We start from the raw sequence: 15507 nt of genomic DNA on the forward strand, positions 1-15507 counted from the left end.
GCCAGCACGGGGAGAAACTGGCGGGTCAGGCAGGTATTCGAAACACTGTTAGGCCGATTGCAAGGCTGGTGTCCTTTTGTCCTTCTGAGATGACGACCCTGTGGTCTGCGACATCGTCGACGGCTCCGCCGGAACACGGATCAACAGCGCATTCTGCACGCTTACAGAGGTGTCCAGTTTCATTTCGCCACCCAACTGGTGCAAAACCGTGGACGCCGTCAAAAGGGTTGTGCTGACATGAGCCTCCCCTTCGGATGCAGGATCGGCACAGGGGTAGAGATGATCCATAAACCGCTGCAACACTTGCGGGACATCGGTGGACAGGCGAAACACGACGAAGCCGGGCTCAGCCACTGCATCAATAGACACTTGCGAGCCGCCACATTCCGCAACTGCGCGCGCCGTATTGGTCAACAAATCCAGAAGCACCCGAAACAGGGCCGACCCATCCACCGTAAAGATTACAAGCGGGGCCACAGACACTTTGAACTCAATCGGCACGCCAGACTTCTTCTGATGGTCCCGCGTGAAATCGGCGATGTTGCCCAACAACTGACGGGTGTCATCACAATTGTGAAGCTGCGGCAAAGCAGCGTCCACCGAAGGCTGCAATTCGGAGCGACAAATCGCGTTCATACGCTGAATGGCGCGTGTAATACGATCAGCCTGGCGCTGGACATGCTCGTCTTTGTGCTGTTCCAAAAGCTCGGCGGCGAGGCCCGCGCGCGTCATCAGCCCCTTTATGTCATGGGCAACGCCACGCATCTTCAGGTTATCGAACGGCATGGTGGTTTCCTATGTTGGCACATCAACTCAAGTTCAACGCGAGTGAGTGGTGACTGTCGGTCCATGTCCTCAAACTAGTGCGATTCGAGGCATGCATTATTCCACGGTCTTGCCCAACCATTGCGATTGCGTGCGATCAGGCTCAGAGGTCTGCCGACTTTCTGAAAAATGCGCATTACGTGGGATGTCAGGCTGTCTAATCCCTCCATTTGAAGGATGATGGACAACAACATTACCGCCCAAAAAAAGCTTGATCATGGTCACCCGCCGGCGAACGGATTTCGGCCATGTAGGCGATGGATATGCCCTCGTTGGGCGCAAAGCCGGAGCGCAGCATATCACCTGTCCGAAGGCATGCAGTTCCTTAATCTCCGCCTTGACCGCTTCCGTCGCGCACCGCGAAATTCAGGGGCGGCAAGCGTTGGATTGCTCATGATGACAACAGGGGAAGCCTCCCTGTCGGAATGATTCATGTTCCGGATTCCGAGGAAGAGGATGATCAGTTCTGCGAGTGTAGGATCGGTGATTTCCTGATGTTTACCAACACGCTCAAGAATATATCTGGACCGAGGGATACCGATGTCGAGTAACGCTGAAACGTCACTTGGAACCGTCCAAGATGTCAGTGGCGTTTCGATCAGCGTCACGATGAATTCGAAGCGGCTTTCCGGGCTGACTTTTGTTCACGGGCACGCTCATCGCATCGGGCAGCTAGGCAGTTTTGTAAAGATTCCAATCGGCTATATCGATTTGTTTGGTATCGTTTCCCAGGTTGAGAGTCTAAAGATGATCTTCGACATGAAGCAGGAGATTTTCTTACGCTCGGCCGCCAAGGGCCTCATCGCTGAAGAAGAAATCGCTGAATTTCTAGGAATCTTCTTCAAGGAACAAAGGTTGGCAGACACTGTCTCGCTTACAGGGGCTACAAAGGGGAAGCTGGGAAACAACAAAACAGGTGACATTGTCTGTGAGGTCGATGGCAAAGACGACAAAAGGATTGTGATTGAGTCAAAGTTCGATAAGAGTCTTGCCCTCGGCGACATTGGCTCGAGAGACGTCTTTGCAAGTGGTGCAGATACGGCTTGGAGCCAACTGATCGAAGCTCAAGCAAACCGAGACGGCAAGACCGCAATTATCGTTTTTGATGTCGCTTCTGTTAGTAACTCGGTGTCCAAAGCTGTACAAAATGTCAGGTTTGTTCCCGAAATTGGTTTTTGCGTAATCATCGATAGCGGCAAGGGTGATTACACCAACCTCGTTATTGCCTACATGCTTGCTCGCGACCTAGTCAAAAACGCAACTAGGATAGAGTTGGACAAAGACTTCCTTGCACTGTTCGTCAACCGAATGATTAAGGACGTGAGTGAAGTCAGACAAATCGAGAAACTCGTGCGGAGCAATATCCAGAACAACCAGAAGATTTTGGAACAACTAGAGAAAAGCATGCTCGCGTTAGAGTTTACGCAAGAGTATCTGATGAGATTCTTGGCCGATGGAACGCTCAGCAAAGAGGACCTCTTGGATTACTATTCAGGTGACGAGGTAAGGGCAAAATTTAAAGAAATAGATGTACTTGGCTGACGGCTTGCAGGTTTGGCGATGCACAGCAGATAGCCATTCTTGATGCAGGCCAGCATGTATCATCTCTTGACGCATGTATCAATTCGTGATACGGATCGTCTATGATTCAAAGCACCAAGGGCAAACTCGCCGCCAACGCCTTGAAGGAGAAGTATGGCAAAGGCTTCCCAGGTGACTTGGTGAAGCGCACGCGGGCGATGCTTTCGGCGCTGGACGCTGCGGTTGTTGTCGAGGATTTGCGGTTCCCGCCCGGCAACCATCTGGAAGAACTGAAAGGGGATCGGGCCGGGCAACACTCCGTGCGGATCAACGGGCGATGGCGCATCTGCTTTGTCTGGACGCCGAACGGCCCCGCCGATGTCGAGATTGTGGACTACCATTGAGAGGATACGCTGATGAGCTTGCTTGAAGACCCGATGCACCCCGGTGCAGTCCTGAAAGAGCTTTACCTCGACCCCCTGGAGATTGGGGCCATCGCGTTTGCGCGGCGTCTGGGCGTGCCTCGGACGCGGATTGAGCGGTTGATCAAGGGCACGACCGGGATCACGCCTGACACGGCCCTGCGGCTTGCTCGTGTGTTCAACACGACCCCGGCCTACTGGGTAAATTTGCAGACGAACTACGACATGGCTTTGGCCGCCAAGGAGATTGATGTTTCGAACATCGAACCTCTTATCGCTGCTTAACCTATAAGACGGCGAATCCAGGTGCTATGTGCCATAGAAGCGACTAGACACCTATGGCCTCCTTGATCTCGACTATTGCCGGACCAAGAGCAGACCGAAGATTGGCACTAGTTTGGGGCCTCCACATTACTAGATTCACACCGCTGAGATCGGTTGGAACTTTCGCCCCCGAAGCTGTCGAAACAACTAAGAACACGCGATCTGCCCCCAACGCACCGATAAAAAGGCCCGCTTCAAATATGACATTATCCCGGGGTGCGAGGACGTCTTGCTCACGGTACTTCAGTTCGTCGTCGGCGGTAATACAGAAGACCGCGTAATCATACTTTTTCGTGCTTTCAACCAGATCATTGAAAGCGGTCGAGGTTGGTTTGAATACATCCTGATGCCAAACAACAGACTCAATGTCTGTTGTTCTATGAAGGCCCCATTTAGGAGGGTTTGGGGGCCGTGGTGGCCCCGGTACCCCGGCCACTGTGGCCCCCGTCTCAATCTCAGGCTCTGCGGTCGGCTCCAGGGCCTCGACCTTTGCCAGATCGATCCGGTAAACGACGGTGAATCCGTTCTTGCAGGTCCGCGCGCCAGTCTCGACCAGGATGCCTTCCTTCAGGAAGTCCCGGATCGTCCGCTTGACTGTCGTTTCGCCCAGCTCCGTATGCCGCTGGATCGTCCCCTTGGAACACCAGATGCCAGACCCATCGTCCGACGCCTTGTCCGCCAAGAACATGATGATCTGCTTGCGCGTCGCACTCCCGAACTTCCGCTCCGCACAAGCATTCGCCACCCGCCAGCTCATGAGAACGCCCCGAAAGCCGCACAGACGTACGAATTTTGTACAGGTTTTGTACGAGATTTCGGTCGTTTTCGGAGAAATCGGCGGAAATCGAAACGGGCGTTTCTGCACGCTTCTGCAGAACCCCTTGCAAATAAGTCATATTTTTCAGGCAGTTTTGGCGACCCCGGCAGAACGGGGTGAATTTCGAAGTATCAATGCCTTAGTCGGAAAAGTTCCAACTTCCGCCGCTATAAGAAATCAAGGGCTTACAAGGTGGGGGTCCAACTTTTTCGAGGGTAGTACCCTCAAAAAGAAAATCGCCGGAGGGGTTGCAGCCCCATCCGACGACAAACAAAAGTTCAATGCCCCATCTGACTACCAGAATCTGCTGAATCCCGCAAGCGCAGGATGGGAGGTGCGGGCATGATGCGGCACCTCACACATAATGGTTTACCGAGCGGCATGACGCGTTGGCAGTTCTTTGGATTGATCGAGCGCGGTCGCCGTCAACTGGGCCTGAGTAAGGGCGCAACCGCCTACCTGAAAGTGGCAATCTCCAACACTATAGACGAAGATTTTGTCGCTGGCCGGATTTGCAGCTTCTGGACGTCGGTCACGAAGATTGCGGCGCAGGCAGGCCTGGACCGGCGGCAGATCGCGCGCATCGAAAGTGATCTGGTCCAGCGAGGGCTGCTGGCGAAAACGGCTTCAGACCACAGTCGCCGTGCTGGCTCCCGCAGAGGCGGGAAAATCGGGAATGAATTTGGGATCAATCTCGCCCCCCTGATTGCGCAGGCAGTCGAGATTCAAGCTGCGGCTCAAAAGGCTGCCTTTGAAGAGGAAGAGGCCGAACGGCTTCGCCGCCGGATCAAAAAGCTGTTCGGTGACATCCGCAGGCTTTGTTCCGGTGGTGCGATGGAAGCCGCTACGGAAGTCCTGCCCAATCGGCGTCCTTCAACCATTCAAAGTTTCGAAAGGCTGCAGCAGGTAGCCGAAGCACTGGAAGCGGTTTGGGAGGATTTTTCCGCGCAAATTGGTAGGGGTGAAAAGTCCCACCAGTGCGACATTTCACCCGCGCTCAATACAAGTAAGGAAAATATTAACAAAACCTGTAGGGCTGAGAGGCGGGATGATGCTCAGCCGGTCCGCACATCAGCTGCCCAAGTGGCGCTGCTGGCCAGTGCGCCACTGCGGGAGATCATCGAGTTATATTGGAATGCGCTCGACAACCGGGGTCGCCTCAGCTGGCAATCGGTCCAATCAGCTGCGAAAGATCGGGCCAATCAGCTTGGAATCAGCGCCGTTACCTGGCAGCGGCAATGCAGGGCGTTGGGCCAGGATAGGACCGCGCTGTGCCTCATGATCGCCGATCGCAATGCAGACCGCTCTGACGCCTACCGGGTCAGGGATGCCGCTGCCGCGTTCGTTGGCATGGCACGATCAGAGGCGCGCCAGGGCATGGTCGTCAACAGCCTGCTCGGGGAACTGCTCGGCAGCGATGAAGGGCAAAGCAATGGTGGTTGATTCATTGCAGCCACAGCCCCTGATTTGCCATCGAGTCGCCCTCGCGACGACAGACCGCGCGCCCACCACAAGGCTGGCGCGGGCTGGTGTTGCAGCCGCTGAAGGCGGCTTCGGTCCCGTTGGGACCGGCGGCGCAGCCGCTTGGTTGGGTGCAGGGGCGCAGCGCCTTGCCCGGCGAGTTGTTTATCAACTCAATAGTCGGTCAGTATTGCGTTTCTTTTGTTGGGGCCGCTGATCATGTCCGGCCCTCAATTTTTACATCTCCAAAGCTATTCACGCAAACCGAACAAGATCGGTCAAAGTGTCCAACAGGTCTTAGATGAAGCCGCGCGCGAACCAGAGTTTTCAATACATGTGGAAAGCCCAATGCCACCGAAAATCATCTATGGTCTGACACCGCAAGAAGTACGCGAAAAGCACGATGAGATTATCGACGCTGGTTATGTCGAGGCCACCTTGAAGGATGGCACAGTCGCTCGCAGGGGTATTCGAAAGGACCGCCATACCCTGCTGACGGCAGTGGCTTCCTATCCGTTGTTGACGGCACAGGTCGCAGATAATGCGGCTGCGCGTGACGAATATGAGCGTTGGGTTGAACTCAATGTCCGCTGGCTCAAAGACACGTTCGGCGATCGGCTCGTATCCGTGATCGAGCATATGGACGAGGAACACCCGCATATCCATGCTTTCATCTTACCTCTTGGCGATACCAGTTGCTCAGCCCGTCATCTGAATCCGGCCTGGCAAGTCAAAGAAGAGGCCGAAGCGTTGGCCAGAGAAAGCAACAAGCCCGCCAAAGAAGCGGTCAAACTTGGTAACCTCGCCTATCGCGCGCGAGGCCGAGAATTGCAGGATCAATACTTTGAGGAAGTTGGGCTACCCGCAGGTCTTACCCGCGTTGGTCCCAAGCGAGAGCGTTTGTCGCGGGAGCAGTGGAAGCAGCGCAAGGAACAGGCGCGACGCGATGCTGCATTGCATCGTCAAATGCTGGCGCGTGTCGAAACCCTCGTCGACGCGGAAGCCCAGCTCGATGTCGAGGCGGATAAAAAGGCCGTCGAGGTTGCCGATAAGTTGGCACGAGTCGAAGCGCTTTATGAAGAGGCATTGTCGGCAAAGAGTGACGCAGAGGCAGATGCGTGCCTGATCTTGGATCGAGCCAAAGCTGAAAGTGCCCAAATCAAGCAGCGAGCCCTCACAAAATTGGATGAAGAGTCCCAGAAACTGGATCGTGAGTCTTCCGACCTGCAAGCTGCGCGCACAGCGTTTGAACATGAAAAGCGGACCATTGTTCGTGAAACCGTTTCACGCGTGGCCTCTGTTACTGCGCGCGTGCTGCTCGGCGTCTTGATGGGCAAAGTGCGCTTGGATGAAAAACGTTCAGAATTGCAGTTCGACGACCTCAAGCTGGCCCAAGATGTGGAGCGTTTTGAGATTGCGCCCATAATCCAAAAAGCGGTCGTGTTGGTCAGCAAAGTCTGGACCAAACTGACCTCTGCGCGGTCCACTTCGGAGGCAGAGAGCGAACGGAAGCATGTTTCGGAAGCCCTCAAGCCCATCGCGAGACCACAATCGGGAGGCATTGAGCCATGACCAAGGATTTAGATGACCGCATTGCAGATCTTGAAGCAAGGCGTCGCGAGAACAGCCTGGCAACAGCGCGTGACGCGGAACGAATCGTTGAAGAACTTAATGAAGCTGTGCGTCAGGCATCCGTGTCGGTTCGCGATTTGAATACACGAACAGATTTGATTGATGAACGCAGCTCAACACTGGAACGGCGTCTCCGGCAGCTCTGGTTGTACGTCGGGGCTGGCGTCACTGCCGCAGTCATTGTGGCGATACTGATTATAGCCTTTGCATTCTGGTCTGGGGCCATGGTCAAAGCCGCCGCTGAGAATGAGGCCTCGCTTTTGCGAGAGAGGTATGCGGCGGAAATCGTCGTTGCGCGTGAAGAGGGAGAAGCAGCCTTGGCCGACCTTCAAGCTGATCTTGCGCGCCAAAGCGAAGTTGCCGCTGAACAGCTAACTGAAATTGGGGCTGATCTGGCCTCTTTGTCGGAAGAGAGGGATGTCGTTCGCCAAGAGCTTGAGCATTTCGTCACTCTTCGGGACCGGGTCGGCATCGAGTTGGTCGATTTTCGTGGTCGTACCGTGATTGTCGTGCCTGAAGGCGCTCGGTTGAGGCGCTGGCGGGCGGCGGGCCTGTCTGAGGTGGCGCACTTGAATGGTCGCATGTATCGGTTGTCAGACTGAAGATAGGCGATGTTGTTACGCTTTAGCGTAATTATCTGAAATATACGTTGTGGCGTAATTTTTATTCATATACGCTCTAGCGTAAAGGAGCAGCGCCATGGAAACCCTCGCCCGCACACCAGAACATATTGGAACAGCCCTGCGGCGTGCCCGGAAAGCCAAGGGATGGACGCAAAAGGACGTCAGCGCGCGGTCTGGCTTGCGCGTGGCCACAATCTCGTCAGCCGAAAACGGAGACGCAGGCACGCAGATCAAAACGATCCTCGCAATCATGATGGCGCTCGATCTCGAATTTCGGATCAATGATCGCGGCGCGAACCAGCCTGACATCGAGGATATATTCTGATGGCCCGAAAGCTGACAGCATTGCTGAATGGGCGGTTGGTTGGGGATATCGACATGGCGCGCAGTGGCGCGATCACGTTCCGATATGAGCAAGAATGGCTGGCGTGGGAGCATGCCTTGCCCATTTCGCTATCCCTGCCGCTTCAAGAGCAAGCGCACCAAGGCGCACCGGTCATCGCCTATCTGGAAAACCTACTTCCCGACAACTCAGCAATCCGAGAACGGGTTGCAGCCAAGGTCGGTGCGGGTGGTACAGACGCTTACAGCATGCTGGAAAAGATTGGTCGTGATTGCGTCGGCGCGCTGCAGTTTGTGACCGAAGACGTCGCAGTGGAACAAACGGGTTTGGATGGTGAACCCGTGTCCAACGCGCAGATTGCAGCACTGCTTCGGAACCTCGCAACGGCTCCGCTAGGGATTGAAGAGGACGATTTCCGAATTTCACTGGCTGGCGCACAGGAAAAGACGGCATTGCTGCGCAAAGACGGTGAATGGATCAGGCCACACGGCATGACGCCGACAACGCACATTCTCAAGACACAGCTCGGCATACTGCCAAACGGCATCAACCTGTCAGACAGTGTCGAAAATGAATTCCTTTGCATGACGTTCTGCCGTGAGATGGGTATGGAAGTAGCCGAAGTGGAAATCGTGGACTTTGAAGACGTTCGCGCGCTTTCGGTCACCCGTTTTGATCGGCGTTGGACACGCGATGGGCGGCTTATTCGTCTGCCTCAAGAGGATTTTTGCCAAGCACTCAGCATCCCGCCCAGCCAGAAATACCAGATGGACGGCGGCCCCGGCATCGCTGATGGTATGCGTCTGTTGGCTGGCAGTGACCGTCCGAACGAGGATCGCCTTGCTTTCTTCAAGGCACAGGTGTTGTTTTGGCTTCTCGGCGCTACGGACGGCCATGCAAAGAACTTCAGCATTGCGCTGCGCCCCGGCGGCGGGTTTCGGATGACGCCGCTCTACGACGTGCTTACGGCGCAGAAGGCGGTCGATGATGGTCAAATCCGGCACAATCGCATGCGATTGGCGATGAGCGTTGGCGATCAAAACCACTATCGGATCAATGAAGTTGTGCGCAGGCACTTTTTGGAGACTGCCAAGATGGTTGGTATTGGGCAGGACTTAGCGAACGGCGTAATCGCCGAAATCCTTGATGAGCTTGTCGCTGCGACTGAGAGAACCAAAACCCAGTTACCCGCAGATTTCCCAGCTGCGTTATTGAATTGTGTAGAAGCTAGTCTTTCGGGTCGGGCACAAGCCTTATCGCCAGTCTAGATCGAAATTCAAAGCCGTTCAGGAATTTGTTTGCCGATTTCGTGAACGAAGTCTGAGGTGTTTGCTTCAAGGGCGTTCAGCACGACCAAAAGCTCGATAACATCGAGGCGGCGTTCACCAACTTCATACTTCCCCACAAATGATGCAGGCTTACCAATGCGCTTAGCCAACTGGGCCTGCGAAAGACCGGCGCTGCTACGCTCCTCCACAAGCGCGGTCAGCAAATACCTGTAGGCCTCGGTGTGAACGGTTCCCGCCAATGAATGTCTCGCTTTCAGTTTAGCGAAACGGCTACCCCCATTACGGGTTTACCCCCAAAATAGGGGTGATATGATCCTCTCAACGCTGATCTCTAGAAAGGCCCGTCTGATGCACACCATCACTTTCTTCGCCAATAAGGGCGGCTCTGGCCGCACCATTGCAACGATGGCGCTGGCCTGTGGCTTTCTGGCGCAGGGCAAACGGGTCGCCGTCATGGACTGCACCGATCAGGCGGGCTGCAATCCCAACGGTCCGCATCCATCCACCCTTCAAAACTGGATGAGGCAGATGGCGGCGTGCAAGTTCCGCCCACCGCAGTTGGAGCTGATTGAATGCCAGACGCCAGGAGAGGTCGAGGATTGCGCCGCCGCAGCTGACGCGCGTGGCATTGATATCCTGCTGATCGACACAGCAGCGCGCATTCGCGAACCTCAGATTGCCGCTCTGGGCATTGCCGAACTGGTCATCGCACCGGCGATCAGTCCGTTCGAAGCCAGATGCATTCTGGACGGCATTGATGAATATCTGGGACCAACTGAAGACGTGATGTGTTTGGTGAATGGATGCCGCAACGGCGCACCTGAGGCTACTGAAACGCGCCGCACCTTCGGCCATTTTGCAGTATTCCATTCTGAGTTGCCCTCGGCCGAAGCGCTGTCTGACCAGATCCTCAACGGCGACATTGGTCACTTCACCGCATCGCTTGCCTGTCGGCCCGACAAACCCGGTTTTGCCCGATACCGCGAAGCACAGGATGCTTGGACCGCTGTTCAGCGCTTAGCTTTTGAGGTCGAGTTTGCCTTAAACGGTCATCGCCTTGAGCTCTTCGACGGCCACTCAGCTTACCCCATCAAAAGAAAGGCTGTCGCATGATCCGTAAATCGCTGACATTTGGAGTCGCTTTGGCCTCAATGGCGCTACCTGCCTTCGCAGAGAACGAACTCACGCCGCTCCCCGCACCTGAAGCTCGCCCATACCCCTATGAAATCCTCGGCCTGCAACCGGGCGATCCCTTGAGCGGTGTTCTGGCCGTCTACGCAGAACGCAGCGAAGCTGCTCCAACAAGCGAGAGCGAAGTTCTGCGGGTACAATCGCCTGACGGCAACGTGTTTGAGTTCACCTATCAGCAATTCACGCGCATTGGCGATGTTGGCGTCAATGGCAGGCTCGCTGGTGCGGACCAAGATCAGGTGACGGCCATGCTATCGTCCGATGTGATGGAACAACGACCGATGGCGATCCACCGCTCTATGCGCCAACCAAGCGACGAGCTGCCCGAACCGCTGGAACTGAAGGCGCAGATCGAGGGACGTTATGGTCCTCCGTCCCGCGTCGAGATCGACGGGCGCACCATGACGCTGACCTATGCCTGGAGCACCGAGGGCTTCATTGAAAACCTGGATGCGATTGGGGAACTGATTCATGAGGAAACCCGTACCGAGATGGGTCGGCAGCGCACCGTCCGGACGACTTACGAGCTGTGCGGCAACTCGCGGCACTACCGAAATGACGTGTCCTACCGCTTTGCCTATCCGCGCGACAATGAGATCAAGACCGGCTGTCTCGCCACCTTCACCGTCACCTATCGTGGTGAGCCCGGCAGCACGCTCATCGGCTTCTCACTTGTCGATTACGAGCTCGGCCGTCAGCACATGGCGGAACTTGATCGACAAATCGTCGAAGCCCTGACCGGCCAAGAAGTCGAAGCCTCGGACATGGATCTGTGATCAAGGATAGCCACATGCATAAGAACCCGCTATGAAGCGCGCATGATCAACAAGCGCAAACATATCACCCCAGACTAGCGCCCGCATATTGGCGGGCGGCTATGAGCCGTTCGCCTCTGATGATCCGTCCATCTTTGCACTGTCTCTGACGCCGCCGCCATCGGGCACGCCGGAGAAAAGACATGACCAACTGGTACACTGCTGACCCGCATTTCGGGCACGAGAACGTCATCAAGTTCTGCAACCGACCATTCCGCTCGGCCAACCATATGGACGCGGTTCTGATGCAGAACCTCTGGGCCATGGTTGGGCCGAAGGATGCGCTGTGGATCATTGGCGACTTTGCCCATGGACCGAAGGCCAAGGAGACCGAATGGCTGCGCAAGCTCTTCGACAAACTGCCGGGAGCGGAAAAGCACCTGGTTGTTGGCAACCATGATCTGGAACCGACGCAGGCGTTACCCTGGACCAGCGTCACGCATCTGGCCGAAGTTCGGGATGGTCCCCAGAAGCAAGCGCATACACTCTGCCATTATCCGATGATCACCTGGAACCACGCCCGTCGTGACGCGCTCCAGATCTTCGGTCATGTCCACAACAACTGGCGCGGCTCTCGCAACAGCGTCAACGCTGGAGTCGATGTCTGGGACTTTATGCCCGTGCGCTTCGATGACATCACGCGCCGCGCGAAGACGCTGCCTGTGAACAAGCACTGGGCCGATGTCGAACACAACGCGAAGGAGATATGAGATGTCCCGATCATATCGCAAGACACCCATCTGCGGGATGACGACAAAAGAAAGCGACAAGCCATTCAAGAAAGCCGAGCACAAACGGGCGCGGCGAGCTGAAAATGCACGTGATCTGACCTATGATGAGCCACCCGCCGCAAAAGCGTTCGGTAACCCATGGGGCGCACCCAAAGACGGCAAGCAATGGATTTATCCCAAGCGCTTCACAGAGATCATGAGAAAGTAAGATTGATGGCGCGTTTTCTAGTCTGGTCTGACCTGCATGATGAATTCTGGGGCGACTTCGATCTGCCCGACCTGTCCACCCCAGTGGACGGAGTTTTGATCGCTGGCGACACGCACACCATGGGCCGTCACCTCGATATCCCGGCACAGGCTGCGCGGAAGTATGGCTGCCCTGTCGTCGTGATCTGGGGCAATCATGAGCCTTATGGATCGATCTGGTCTGACTTAATCGAACAGGAAAATGTGCAGCTGACTCAGCTGCACGCCGAAGGCTTGGACATCCGCGTCCTCCACGGCGCGGCAACAGAGATCGCGGGCGTGCGCATCATCGGCGCGACCCTCTGGACAGATTTGGCGCTCTATCCACCGTTCGAATATCTGGCCCGAACAATGGTGTCTGCCTACATGCAAGACTACCGCGCGATCCGCACCGCGCCCAAAATACGCTTCACCATCGACGATATGTTGGAGCGCCATGCACAGGATAAAGCTGCGATCTTAAGTGCGCTCCGTGAACCGCACGACGGCCCCAGCGTTGTCATGACCCACCATCTGCCAGTGCGAGAATTGATCGCCCCTTGGCGTATAATTGGAGGGGAGGACAAGCGGGCGATGAACAATGGTTTTGCCTGCGACCTTTGGAGCAAAATTCGCGCTTTCGACATCCACACTTGGGTATGGGGGCACAGCCATGAGGGCAAGAATTTGGTAATCGAAGGTAATCAGGGTCCGATCCGCTTTGTAACGAACCAGCGGGGTTACCCTGGTGAAGAAGTGAGGTTTGATAGCTGTTTTTACTTAGAGGTTTGACTTAACTGAAGTGCTCGGTCCCAGACGTGCTACATCTAGTGTCTCAAACATTCATGATCCGGGAAATCGTCGATCTAGATACCCCAAGCGTCCGCGCAATTTCGGCGTTGTCCTGGCCTTGTTCGCGCATGGCAAGTACCGCTCTTCGTTGATGCGCAGATAGCTTTGGAGGCCGCCCCAATCGTTTTCCTGCGCGCTTGGCTCGTGTGCGGCCTTCTGCCGTGCGTTCGGCAATCAGGGATCGCTCGAACTCAGCAAGACCCCCAAGAACAGTGAGAATGAGCTTTCCGGTAGGTGTGGTCGTATCTGCCCATGGGTCGGCGAGGGACCTCAACTTTGCTCCTTGTTCTTCCATGGCGTGGACGATTTCCAACAGATCGCGCGTTGACCTCGCCAACCGATCCAACCGTGTCACGATCAAGACATCCCCTGCGGCAAGGGCCGCAAGGGCTCGCTTTAGCTCTTGTCGATCGCCGCGCGCGCCGCTTGCTGTCTCTTGGAAGACTCTGTCGCAACCAGTTTGCACCAGCTGTTCGAGCTGAGCATCGAGGGTCTGGCCGGAAGAGGAAACGCGCGCATAACCGATCATTTTCATCTGGAAATTATGCACGCGAATTCTGCACGCTCCAAGTGCTTGATACTATTAGGGCAGCGGGCGCGTGCAGAAGTCTTGATTTATGCACGCCTCTGCTTCCAGCAATCACCTCCCTAGACCATTTGGCCAGCTAAGCGGAAGGGTCAGATTTTTGCGCCCCATGTCAATATGGACAATAGAGCCTACGCACTTGCAGCATGGAACGCGAGCTATATTCAGCAACCATCAAGTCCCGGGCTTGTGGGCAAATAGTAGGCCCATTGGGGATTTTTTCAATTCTATATGGGCATTTTTGAGATTTCGAAAACGTTCAGGGATTTCTCGAAGTTTCGGTGTATCAACTAGTTGATTGACAGCTAGGCTTGCCGCTCCAAAGCTGCCAAAGCCCGTCGCAATTGATGCTATATCTATTGCTCCAGCCACCATCATTGAACCTAAGTCATGTCCAGCAAACCTAACCTTCTTCTTCCGTAGATCTTTGACCTCGGCGATGTGTTTGTCGAACGCGTCTCGAATATTGTCTACTATCTGGTCGCTTGAACGAAAGAAGTTGTCCGGGTTGGCTTGAGCTAAGCTGTCGACGCCGACCGAAAGAACGCCTCGGATCTCATCGAATGCGCCTTCCTTTCGCATCTCAATAAGTGCTTCAGGGGGGATTTTCCCTAGCCACTCTTCGTCAGTGGTGGCCGCTCTTTGTAAACCTTGGACCATATGTAGGTTCGCGTTATCCTCTGGGGAGATTGCGGAATTGTATTGCAGCTTCCAGTTGAAATACTTCCATGATGTAGGTGCATCTATAAGGGGAATACCTGAAAGATACCGGCTTTTCAGAAGTATATCCGTCGCTTGACCCATTCTGCCGAAGCTCTGACCTACAACAAGTTTGCCAGCATGAGGATCACCACCAATTAACTCGTTCCAATCCCCGTCAAGAGATCGTGTGATCTGCTCCTCCAAACTGCCAGTCCAGTCTGTATCAAAGATTAAGCGTTCGGGATCAGCTAAGGCTGCGACCACCGATGCTGGTGTCTGAAGGTTATCGACGTAAGCCCACAATTCATCTGAGTCAGAAAACTGTCTTCCAAACAAATGACTTGCATGCACTAACCCATCCTTTGTCGACACCTCTTTCAAAAATTCTCCTTCACCCTCGTCAATCGATGATCTGAAAGGAGCGAAAGCGACGATAGGATTAGGAAAATCTGCGGTAGCTAGGTCCTTATAATTAAGAACATTGAGTATGTGTTTGACTAGGTAGTAGATTTGCCGCTCTACACCCGCACCCTCGAAAATATGACGGCTCTGCGAGAATGGATCGCTCAGTACGATTGTATCCATGTATAGACCAGCGGTACTCACAATATTTTTCTGATAACTTGGGAAAAGATCGCCACCAAAAACAGCTTTAGTGCCTTGCAAATCTTGAATGTGGTAATGAGCTGAATCCGCAACGTTCGACCAGAAATCTTTTAGTGCCTCCAAAAAGGCAGGTATCTGAGGGGAAAAATCTTTCACGAAGTCTTCGTGGCGGGTTGCTGCCCGTGCGAACTGATGTGCGTCCAATCCGCTAGAAGCAGCTAGTTCAGTCAGAAAACCAAGATTTTTTTCAACAAATTCAAAATACATCCCGGATATGTCGGACAACGAAATAGCGCCTTTAGCTTGGTCTCGTTGTGCAGCATGGGCAGCCATCAAGGCCATTGATCGAATGCGACCGTCCACAGTTGAGAGGTCAATCTTTCCATCTAAACCGTAACGAACCTTGGAGAGGCTTTCTTCAACACCTTCGGCAAGGTGCTCGGCAATTTTGATTTTGCCGTCCTCAAACATCACTTTCAAAGTTTCGAGACGCCAGCGTAGTTCGTCGTCGTAATCATCTTGGCTCATTTAGCTGTTTATCC

The 15507-nt window shown here is 54.6% G+C and carries 18 protein-coding genes; 13 read left to right on the forward strand and 5 right to left on the reverse strand.

All coding sequences use genetic code 11. The annotated features are described in order from the left end of the window. Nucleotides 1–48: 48 nt before the first annotated feature. Nucleotides 49–786, reverse strand: a complete 738-nt coding sequence (locus Q0859_RS02100) for a hypothetical protein (protein ID WP_299147219.1) — start codon at nt 784–786, stop codon at nt 49–51. 579 nt (nt 787–1365) lie between these two features. Here Q0859_RS02100 and Q0859_RS02105 point away from each other — a divergent pair. The 3 genes from Q0859_RS02105 to Q0859_RS02115 all read left to right on the forward strand — a co-directional run bounded on the left by Q0859_RS02105 (nt 1366) and on the right by Q0859_RS02115 (nt 3053). After that, complete coding sequence (locus tag Q0859_RS02105) at nt 1366–2367, forward strand: hypothetical protein (protein WP_299147220.1); 1002 nt, start codon at nt 1366–1368, stop codon at nt 2365–2367. Between the two features lie 101 nt (nt 2368–2468). Further along, nucleotides 2469–2750: a type II toxin-antitoxin system RelE/ParE family toxin gene (locus Q0859_RS02110; protein ID WP_299147221.1), complete on the forward strand. Its 282-nt coding sequence runs from the start codon at nt 2469–2471 to the stop codon at nt 2748–2750. 12 nt (nt 2751–2762) lie between these two features. Next, the gene (locus tag Q0859_RS02115; protein ID WP_299147222.1) at nt 2763–3053 is read left to right on the forward strand and encodes a HigA family addiction module antitoxin; all 291 of its coding nucleotides are present in this window, start codon (nt 2763–2765) and stop codon (nt 3051–3053) included. A 43-nt stretch (nt 3054–3096) separates the two neighbouring features. On the opposite strand, the gene Q0859_RS02120 is transcribed toward Q0859_RS02115, so the two are convergent. Then, nucleotides 3097–3849, reverse strand: coding sequence for a TIR domain-containing protein (locus Q0859_RS02120; protein WP_299147223.1), 753 nt, complete (start codon nt 3847–3849; stop codon nt 3097–3099). Between the two features lie 402 nt (nt 3850–4251). Here Q0859_RS02120 and Q0859_RS02125 point away from each other — a divergent pair, with 402 nt between their 5' ends. The 5 genes from Q0859_RS02125 (at nt 4252) to Q0859_RS02145 (ending at nt 9236) form a co-directional block, all read left to right on the forward strand. Beyond that, nucleotides 4252–5352, forward strand: coding sequence for a helix-turn-helix domain-containing protein (locus Q0859_RS02125; RefSeq protein ID WP_299147224.1), 1101 nt, complete (start codon nt 4252–4254; stop codon nt 5350–5352). 237 nt (nt 5353–5589) lie between these two features. Continuing rightward, nucleotides 5590–6942, forward strand: coding sequence for a plasmid recombination protein (locus Q0859_RS02130; RefSeq protein ID WP_299147225.1), 1353 nt, complete (start codon nt 5590–5592; stop codon nt 6940–6942). Beyond that, entirely contained in the window at nt 6939–7604 is a 666-nt protein-coding gene (locus Q0859_RS02135; protein ID WP_299147226.1) for a hypothetical protein, read from the forward strand. The genes Q0859_RS02130 and Q0859_RS02135 overlap by 4 nt, the downstream gene beginning before the upstream one ends. A 97-nt stretch (nt 7605–7701) precedes the next feature. Continuing rightward, nucleotides 7702–7950, forward strand: a complete 249-nt coding sequence (locus Q0859_RS02140; protein WP_299147227.1) for a helix-turn-helix transcriptional regulator — start codon at nt 7702–7704, stop codon at nt 7948–7950. After that, a complete protein-coding gene (locus tag Q0859_RS02145; RefSeq protein WP_299147228.1) occupies nt 7950–9236 on the forward strand; it encodes a type II toxin-antitoxin system HipA family toxin in 1287 nt (428 codons plus the stop codon). The genes Q0859_RS02140 and Q0859_RS02145 overlap by 1 nt, the downstream gene beginning before the upstream one ends. Nucleotides 9237–9244: 8 nt before the next feature. Here Q0859_RS02145 and Q0859_RS02150 read toward each other — a convergent pair whose 3' ends face one another. Next, nucleotides 9245–9460, reverse strand: coding sequence for a helix-turn-helix transcriptional regulator (locus tag Q0859_RS02150; protein WP_299147229.1), 216 nt, complete (start codon nt 9458–9460; stop codon nt 9245–9247). A gap of 145 nt (nt 9461–9605) precedes the next feature. Between Q0859_RS02150 and Q0859_RS02155 the strand changes: the two genes are divergently transcribed. From Q0859_RS02155 to Q0859_RS02175, 5 genes are all read left to right on the forward strand, one after another. Further along, a complete protein-coding gene (locus Q0859_RS02155; RefSeq protein ID WP_299147231.1) occupies nt 9606–10370 on the forward strand; it encodes a hypothetical protein in 765 nt (254 codons plus the stop codon). Beyond that, on the forward strand, nt 10367–11224 hold the full coding sequence (locus Q0859_RS02160; protein WP_299147232.1) for a hypothetical protein: 858 nt from the start codon (nt 10367–10369) through the stop codon (nt 11222–11224). The genes Q0859_RS02155 and Q0859_RS02160 overlap by 4 nt, the downstream gene beginning before the upstream one ends. 182 nt (nt 11225–11406) lie before the next feature. Beyond that, a complete protein-coding gene (locus Q0859_RS02165) occupies nt 11407–11973 on the forward strand; it encodes a metallophosphoesterase (RefSeq protein ID WP_299147233.1) in 567 nt (188 codons plus the stop codon). Nucleotides 11974–12010: 37 nt separating this feature from the next. Beyond that, entirely contained in the window at nt 12011–12202 is a 192-nt protein-coding gene (locus tag Q0859_RS02170) for a hypothetical protein (protein ID WP_299147234.1), read from the forward strand. A 5-nt stretch (nt 12203–12207) separates the two neighbouring features. Continuing rightward, nucleotides 12208–13011 (forward strand): metallophosphoesterase, encoded by an 804-nt coding sequence (locus Q0859_RS02175; protein ID WP_299147236.1) that lies wholly within the window; start codon nt 12208–12210, stop codon nt 13009–13011. A gap of 43 nt (nt 13012–13054) precedes the next feature. Here Q0859_RS02175 and Q0859_RS02180 read toward each other — a convergent pair whose 3' ends face one another. Together Q0859_RS02180 and Q0859_RS02185 are read right to left on the reverse strand one after the other, a co-directional pair. After that, the gene (locus Q0859_RS02180) at nt 13055–13606 is read right to left on the reverse strand and encodes a recombinase family protein (protein ID WP_299147238.1); all 552 of its coding nucleotides are present in this window, start codon (nt 13604–13606) and stop codon (nt 13055–13057) included. A 225-nt stretch (nt 13607–13831) separates the two neighbouring features. Next, nucleotides 13832–15493, reverse strand: coding sequence for a hypothetical protein (locus Q0859_RS02185; protein ID WP_299147240.1), 1662 nt, complete (start codon nt 15491–15493; stop codon nt 13832–13834). Nucleotides 15494–15507 lie beyond the last annotated feature (14 nt).

Source organism: uncultured Tateyamaria sp. (genome assembly GCF_947497045.1).
Classification (GTDB): domain Bacteria; phylum Pseudomonadota; class Alphaproteobacteria; order Rhodobacterales; family Rhodobacteraceae; genus Tateyamaria.